The sequence below is a fragment of the Methanosarcina sp. DH2 genome, from assembly GCF_020804225.1.
In the GTDB taxonomy this organism is placed as follows: domain Archaea; phylum Halobacteriota; class Methanosarcinia; order Methanosarcinales; family Methanosarcinaceae; genus Methanosarcina.
The window spans coordinates 105,205-113,628 of the sequence record NZ_WJBI01000018.1 but is presented as its reverse complement, the minus strand read 5'-3'; the positions used below and the strand labels follow the sequence as shown (position 1 = coordinate 113,628).

Genomic DNA, 8,424 nt, shown 5'->3' with positions numbered 1-8,424 from the left:
AACTGCTACTCCCTTAAACTCCAGAAGAATTCCCATAGCATTTATTGCCTCTGCTCCTCTTTTTGAGTGAGGAAAATAACATGTGTATTTATCATTAGAAGCTACATGAAGCCAGTGCCTTTTTCCTTCGATCTTCATACCAGTTTCATCAAAATGGACAACAGGAGAAATCATTAATTTCTCCCGAATAACGCTTTCRAATTCCTCTAWATTCTGAAAACATTCTCTTTCTGCTCGAATTATCGTAGCAGGACAGATTTTTATTCCCATAATATCCTCAAAAAATTCAGAAATCCTTTCATAGGGGATAAAATGGTGATTTTTACAGTAAATAGCTGAAGCTAAAATATTTGGACCATACTGAACTGGATATTTTACTGATTCAGGAAAAACAGCTTTATTTATTCTTCCACAGTAAGGACAGGTCTTAATCTGACTTTTGTGTTCTGTAACAATTAGATTTACAGGAGGAATATCAAAGATCTGTCTTTTCTCATGGGCTTCAACTTCAACATTCTCAAGAGTATGGCCACATTCTTTGCAGCAACTCAAAGAATGTTCTATTACCTACTCAGGATCATCAACCATATCAAGAGTTGTCCCTGGGTGACCATCTTGACCTCCAGGTTTCTTCCCGCTCTTTTTACGGAGACTCTTAGGATTAGGTTTCTCCTTGACAAAAAAATCAGTAGAAGGAGGACGACTGCTGTTACGACTATTTTGGTTTAAACGAGACTCTAAGGCTATCAACCTTTCAGTAAGTTCTTTAATTTGAGTTTCAAGACTCACAATGTAAGCAATAACTTCAGGGTTTGAAGCACACAAAGCAAGAATCTCTTCACGTGTAAGCATGATAACGAAACAAAATAGAATTCAATTTATATCCAATTTTTCCTCGAAAAGAGGAAAAATTGTAGCCTTTAAAAGGCTGCCTGAATAGTTACGAAATTTTTTACTATTAATATTTCTTTTTAATTTATATCTTTTTATTTTTCCCTATATATTTTTAATCATTTTCTTGATTTTATCTCTATGAAATTGAACCCTATTTTCTCTTTTTTTGTATTGATTTACGGCATCGAAGTTCTTCCTCACAGCTGTATTTATAGGATATTCATGCTTTGTGCTAGCCTATTTTATTTTATTTTTTTTATTTATTTTATTTATTTTACTTTTTTACCGTAGCTTTGTACATTCCTTATTTAGTCAATTTTATTGCTTTGCCCAGTTAGCTATCCTTTATTTACCCGCTTTATCTTATCCGGCTCTTTGCTATCCGGTATTAATTTCATTGTCCTGCTCATGCTTTTCAAATGGATTTGAAATTTATCTCTTCTCAATCCTCTCCATAGATGTCAATCTAATATTTTTGCTCTTGCTGGTACAAATCCACAAACACTTTTATTTCCACTGGAATCTATATGTAAACAGAGTTTTCTTTGACTGGTATATACAGGAATATATCTTCAATCTGCAATCTTTCAATGGATTGGGACTTTATTCTGAAAAGAAGTTAAGACTTTTAGGGGACGATCATCTACCTATTTTGATTAAGAGCCTATCCGAAAAGTGGTTACCTGCTATAACTTTTACAATATGCAATATGCAAAACCGGAACGGATACTCTGACATTATAGACCTATTGTGACTTTTCAACATGCATTACTGACTTTTCGGATAGGCTCTAAGGCACAAGTATGGTCAATAAGTTCTCAATTCTATTTAAGAGTCTATCTAATATAATCTCGTATATGCATTTAGTACTGTAATTCTAAAGTATGTTCGCAATCCTGGCTTTTGAATAGACTCATAGATCAATGAATTTCCCGCTAAACAAGATATTTGTTTTGATATCAATGCATTAGCATGATCCCGAAAATGCCTCCAATATAGTTCCATTTATTATTACTCAAGATTGTGATATTAAAGGAATAGAAAAATAAAGGAATAGAAAAATAAAGGAATAGAAAATTAAAGGAATAGAAGAATAAAGGAATAGAAGAATAAAGGAATAGAAAAGTAAAGGAATAGAAAAGCAAAGGAAAAGATAAGCAAAAAAGCATTGGAAACTACTATCAGGTTAGGGACACCTGAATGTATTCTGAACTTAAAATTAAAATTCTGCTTAAGTATTATTTTTTTCTAAAACTTAGTTGAAGTCAGACGTCAACCCCTAAGTTTTGTTCTTCATGTTTCTAAAGGATTATTTCTTCTAAAAATGGCTCCTTCACCATTTCCAATGGAAAAGGTGATGGGAAATTTCCTGAAAAGTAAATTTCCCGCTCTGTCAGTCTGAAACTGAAGCCTTAATTAAGTCCATTATTTTTTTAAGTTATTATTTAGCCTTTAACTTACTTAGCTTATTCACCTAACTTATTTGCTTAACTTATTCACTTAACTTATTCACTTAACTTACTCTCTTTAAGTTTCCGGGTTTCAGGCATTTTTACCCAGTTTTGTCACCTCTTCGGCAGTCATACCTTCGTGGACGATTTTTGCAATTCTCCGCACAAGACCTGTAGGGTCTTCTGCCTGGAATACGTTTCTTCCTATCGCAACACCACGACCGCCTGATTCAAGGGAACCTTCAATCATTTCCAGCAGTTCTTTTTCCGAGCCCATCTTGGGGCCGCCTGCGATAATTACAGGTACAGGACATCCATTGACAACTTCTTTGAAAGTTTCCGGACTTCCTGTATAGTTTGTTTTGACAATATCTGCCCCGAGCTCAGCTCCGATCCTTGCTGCATGCTTTACTACGTCTACATCGTATTCGGAACGGACCTTCTTTCCGCGCGGATACATCATTGCAAGGAGAGGAATTCCCCATTCATCGCATTTTCCTGCAACATATCCAAGCCCCTGCAGCATCTCAAATTCATCTTCAGCTCCTATGTTAATGTGAACAGATACAGCGTCAGCTCCTACTTTTATGGCTTCTTCCACAGTAGTTACAAGAACTTTATGGTTAGGATCAAGGGCAAGCGATGTTGAGGCTGAAAGGTGGATTATCAGGCCCACATCATGCCCGTATCCTCTATGTCCGTGTTTGGCAAGCCCCATATGCCCCAGTACGGCATTTGCTCCGCCCTCGGCAACTCTATTTACAGCGTCCTGAAGGTTTGTAAGCCCTGAGATGGGACCTGCACCTACTCCATGGTCCATGGGGATAATAATGGCATTACCTGTATTTCTGTTGAAAATACGCTCCATCCTAACGGATTTTCCTATAGTACTCATAGGCTGTGATATACAGATCAGGTAATATATACTTTATCTATATATTTTCAAAAGATACCTCTCTCCGGACTTCAAAATACATTCTTTTTTCCATAATTCACTTTGTATTTTCGTTCTGGTAGATTCCGGAATATCCTTTTTCTACTTCGCTGTTAAGGGTATAGAAAAGGAGCTGCATAATTCTGGCGTTTTTCTTCAACCTGAAACCCGCTGAATTATAGACTACAAGCATAGATTCGCTGCGCCCACTATAACCAGCATCCCATACTGCAGTCTCAAGGGTTGCCCCACAGCGAATAAGACTTGATCTGGGCTTTGCAATTGCAGCCAGGTTCCTGGGAATATTTACAATTTCATTAAATATTACTTTATAAATCCCCTGGGGAAGGTGAACCCAGCCGTCGCTCCCGAACTCAAGAAGCTCTGCATCGGGAACCTTTCTTTCTGAGTTGTCAAAGTCGACAGCTCCAACACCTTCTATTGTTTTTATCTCTTTCAGGGTAAGCTCAAGCCCGTTTGGCTGGATCTGGGTTTCGATATCAACTGCGTTTTCAAGCAAAGGAGGGTTTGCCCGTATAAGTTTTCTCAGTTCATTGCTGGATAAAAGAGTCATTGGAAACTGTAATTGTAAAGAGTCTTTATTACAGTTTCGGACTCTCTATTTTCTCTACGTATACTTTTTATTTTTCTGTTTTTTAAAATAGCAATTTACTTACTTCTATAGCAATTTTCTCATTTCTTCAACAATTTTCTTATTTCTTTAAAATTTTCTTATTTCTTTAACAATTTTCTTATTTCTTTAACAATTTTCTTATTTCTTTAACAATTTTCTTATTTCTTTAACAATTTTCTCCTCACTTTAACAATTTTTCTCACTTTTACAGTAATTTCTCATTACCACGTCTGCATTTTACTGGTGTACCAGCAATATTTTTTCAACTGAGAAATTGATTAGATTTTTTTGAACTTGAGCTCTTTTCTCTTTTCCTTCATTTTTATCCAAGTTGCTATTATATTATAATTATTATTTTGAACATGTACTTATGAAAAGCTTTATTGTTTGTGGGTTAATAAGTAGGTAAAGTGAACTGTCCGCTAAATCTAAAGATTTGCGGTTTCCTGCTTCACAGATTACCCTCGGCATCTCTACAGGCTTGAAATCGGGCAGTCTCTGCCCTACTATGTCTCCGTTTTCATCTCGATTCGGCTTTACGTGGTTTCGAGCAAGAAAAAAACATATTCACGGCCCGTGATCCTGAGGGTTGATATACACTTTACTGGCTTTCTGGTTTTGAAAACCAGCAACTAATAGAGTATTGAATCGAATGTATGTGATAATTACTATTAGCAAAAAATTAGGAGAAAGTTATCATTAATACCTCTGGGCTAAAGACCCACAGGTTTCACACTTTTTCCTCTAAATTATATCTATAATTTTGATAATGTCTGAATAGTATTTTTTATCGTCTTTGATAAAAGAGCTTAAAAGAGGCTGCTAAAAATGAAAAAGAGACTGCTCACGTATGGGATTGTTTCTATTTTTTTCCTGGTTTTGATCACAGGCTTTGCTCTGGCTACAGCGAATGATCTAGGGGCTCTATCTACAATAAATGATACGGGAACCTATTCCCAGAAGATAGTAATTACTGAAAATTCCGGAAAAAATCTGACCGGCTATCAGGTTCCTATCAACCTGAATTATTCTAACTTTAATTTTTCACAGGCGAAAACAGATGGATCTGATCTTCGTTTCTTTTCCGGAGGAAAAATACTCAGTTATTGGATTGAGACCTGGGATGCAGAAGCTGAAGAAGCTCTCATCTGGGTCAGGATTCCTTTCCTGTCTGCAAACGGAAATAGTACGCTTCTTATGAAGTACGGAAATCCGGCGGCTACGGCAGTGAGTAATGGAGGCAAGACCTTCGAATTTTTCGATGATTTTGAGGGAGATAAACTCCAGGGGCTTGTATGGAACTCCGAAAGCGCAGGTGGAGGTCTCGTTGAAGTCAAAAGCGGCATATGTAAAGTGTCAGCTCCTAAGGTTCATGCTTATGATTCTTCTCTGATCTACAGCAAAGATAGTTTTGACATTAATTCCATGTTCGTTGTCAAAAGAATGAAAGTTACCACAGGAACAGATGAGAGAGGTCCTCTGCTTAGGCAGGGTTTTATAGATCAGATAAGCAGCAGGAAAAATGAAATTAAGCACGAGACCGAATTTGCTAATGAGAGCCGTGTGCGCTGGGAGACATCTTACAGGAAGGAAAGGCATAATTCCTTTGACCTGACCAATGTCCGCGTTTCTGAAGGGGAATGGTATACGTCGGGAGTTGCCTGGTACGAAGAAAACGATACGCGTAAGGTGTCCTGGTTTAAGAATGGAATTCGGGATACAAAGATGGATTACGCTTCAAATGATTATATTACAACCCTCCCGATGCATGTTTACCTTTATGCAGCCTCTTATTCCGACGCCTCGAAGAACACAGGCTATATGGCTGTAGACTATGCTTTTGTCCGCAAATTTGTTGAATCCGAGCCAACTGTCAAGTTCATGTCGGATCAGATTAAAACTGAAATCTCTACAGAAAATTCCACTTCCGACTCTGATTCTATTTCCGATTCTGATTCCACTTCCGACTCTGAAGTCATCTCCGACTCTGAAGCCACTCCTGAGATTGAAACTCCTATCCCTGAGGTTTCAGTTACAGAGGAAACCCCTGAAATACCAGTACAGATACAGGAAAACCAGAGTGGAAATGAGACTAAAGCCCCGGAAATTCTGTTTCCCAGGTACAGTGTCAATGTTTCCGGAGTTAAGCTCTCTTCTCCATACAGATTCGATTTTCCTGTACTGGTAAAAGATCTTGAATCTTCAAGAATCGACACTATCTTCCTGAGCATGAATGGTGAAGATGTCTGGCAGTATGAACGCTTTGTAAAAATGGCTCATCAGGAAGGAATGACAGTGCATGCAGTACTTTTTGAAGATCTCAACTGCACAGCAGAAGGGGCTATGAACACCTCCCGTTCTTCCTTGAACGCTATCATTGACTATAATGAAAAGTCACTTGCACCTTTTGATGGAATCAATATCTACGTGACAGCTTCTAATGATTCCTACTCCGAAAATGATTGCATGGACTATGTAACCCTTTTTGTGTCTGCCCGGGAAAAAGCCGGAGATAAATTGTCCATTTCGGCAAGTCTTCCACCCGGATATGCTGCATCAAATATTGAAAAAATTGCCCCTTCAGTAGACTTCTTTATTATCAGGGCTTATGACCGTGAAACTAAAAACCTTAACTCTGGATCGGTTATTGTTGACGCTGTTGCACTCGAGATGGGTGAAATAAGAGGTGTAAACTCAAAAGGAATTATAGAAATTTCCGTAGAAGAAGGTTTCGAAGACAAATATTCAATACAGGATCTCTTTGCTACCATGGCAGAATATTATGCTGAAGACTCAGCTTTTGTGGGAGTTTCAATTTCCAATTATGATACCTACAAAGACCTGCCTGTGAAAGCTGAGCCCAAAGAACAGAAAGCATTACCAGGATTTGAAACACTTTCCGTACTGTTTGTAGGGCTTGGAGCATTTGCTTTTCTTAAGGCGAAGAAAAAGTGAAACAAAATCAGGAGATCGAAACCTGGTAAAAAATGATGTAAAAATAAAGAATAAAGCGAAAAAAGAGTAAGAGAAACAAGCGTAAAGAAATCTGTCCCCTTTTTTCCCTTTTTCTTTTTTCCTTTTTCTTCTTCCCTTTTTCTTCTTCCCTTTTTTTAGATTTTTTCCTTTATACCTTTTTATATTAACCAGTATTTACGTCATTTAGATTCTTTCATTGCGCGACGTGTTTGATCATTTCAAATTTAAAACTGATGTACTGTTGCTAAAACAGGTATTTTAAAATTTTGATATTAAGACAGGGCTTTAAATATTCTGGATTAATCCGGTTGATATTGACTTGAGACTGAGCTGATTATTATTCAATAATTAATATTTTTCAATATATTGATATATATAATATCTAATAATATTATATTTCAATAATTCTTGCCTTCTTACACTGCTGGGCAGGAAATATTTTCAAATCAAGTATTTGTTGGGTTTGTAGGTGGGAACATCCTGCCAAACAAAAGGGGACAAAAAATACCTGTAAACAAAACCATTTCTTAATAGAAAACTGCGGCTGTTGTAGCTGTTGTCTGGACAGGGCAGGAATCCGATCTGGATAGTGGTTTTGTAAGTTTCACATTAACCTAAATGGAGTAGGGGGAATAGTTTTGACTAAGTATCGAAAGTTCGGAGTGCTTATTTTAAGCCTGATGATACTGTCTGTGTTTGCAGCGGTAAGTGTGACTGCTTTATCTGAAGAAAATGATTCGATTGGAGACGTGCCCGACCTGCCGCTCATACTGCATGGCGGGCTGGACGTAAACGGAGAGCCTGTTTCTGAAGGCTCTGAGATTCTTGCATATTATGAAGGAGAGCTAATCGCAAAAAGCACCGTAGGAGAAGATGGTAAATATAACTTGAACCTGAATCTCACTCCTGAGAATTATTCTAATATTGAGAACATGGAGCTTTATATCAACGGCGATCAAGCCAGTTTTGAGATCCCTGCTTCTCAGATGGAGACAATTGGGGACAAAATGCCTGGCTCGATTGCTGAAGTTGACATAGCATCCTCTACTTCCTCCAGTGAAGGAGCCCCAAGTTCAGGTAGCAGTAATGATGCAAAAGGTGAAGCCAGGGTCGTGAAAAAAGACACTGCCGGATCTGAAGCCCCTGAAGAGGCTGACGATTATTCTGATGCAGGTGTTAATGATGAAGAGGAAGATGGAATTGTCCATGCACAAGGCCCTGTCTCTCAAGAAGGTGATGAGGAAAGTGAAAATGTTGAGGATGCTGAAGGGGCAGAGGGTATTGAAGGTGCTGAAGGTGCTGAAGGCGCTGAAGGTGCTGAAGATGCGGGTCATTCAACAGTCTTCACAGCATTGGTTTTTATTGCAGCTCTTTTTGGTGCATTCATGGTAGCTAGAAGGTGACCAGCAAGCCAGCTAACAGACTAACCGGTAAAACTAAATCAGCAGAATTATTTTTCTCTTTTTCTTTTTATCTTTATTTACTTTTCCTGGCTATTCTATACAAACTGGCTTACTTTTTTCTATAAGAGAAAC

General features: G+C 37.9%; 4 protein-coding genes and 1 pseudogene. 2 read left to right on the top strand and 3 right to left on the bottom strand.

The window, feature by feature from the left end; all coding sequences use genetic code 11:
- The 3 genes and pseudogenes from FXV91_RS17045 to FXV91_RS17035 all read right to left on the bottom strand — a co-directional run.
- Nucleotides 1–852: pseudogene (locus FXV91_RS17045) on the bottom strand (IS66 family transposase); the annotation flags it as partial.
- Nucleotides 853–2,436: 1,584 nt separating this feature from the next.
- Nucleotides 2,437–3,240 carry a 2-amino-3,7-dideoxy-D-threo-hept-6-ulosonate synthase gene (locus FXV91_RS17040; protein WP_229391878.1) on the bottom strand — a complete coding sequence of 268 codons (804 nt, stop codon included), beginning with the start codon at nt 3,238–3,240 and terminating at the stop codon, nt 2,437–2,439.
- A gap of 97 nt (nt 3,241–3,337) precedes the next feature.
- Entirely contained in the window at nt 3,338–3,853 is a 516-nt protein-coding gene (locus FXV91_RS17035; RefSeq protein ID WP_229391877.1) for a deoxyuridine 5'-triphosphate nucleotidohydrolase, read from the bottom strand.
- 888 nt (nt 3,854–4,741) lie between these two features.
- Between FXV91_RS17035 and FXV91_RS17030 the strand changes: the two genes are divergently transcribed.
- Nucleotides 4,742–6,868 carry a DUF2341 domain-containing protein gene (locus FXV91_RS17030; protein ID WP_229391876.1) on the top strand — a complete coding sequence of 709 codons (2,127 nt, stop codon included), beginning with the start codon at nt 4,742–4,744 and terminating at the stop codon, nt 6,866–6,868.
- A 659-nt stretch (nt 6,869–7,527) separates the two neighbouring features.
- Nucleotides 7,528–8,292, top strand: coding sequence for a hypothetical protein (locus FXV91_RS17025; RefSeq protein WP_229391875.1), 765 nt, complete (start codon nt 7,528–7,530; stop codon nt 8,290–8,292).
- Nucleotides 8,293–8,424 lie beyond the last annotated feature (132 nt).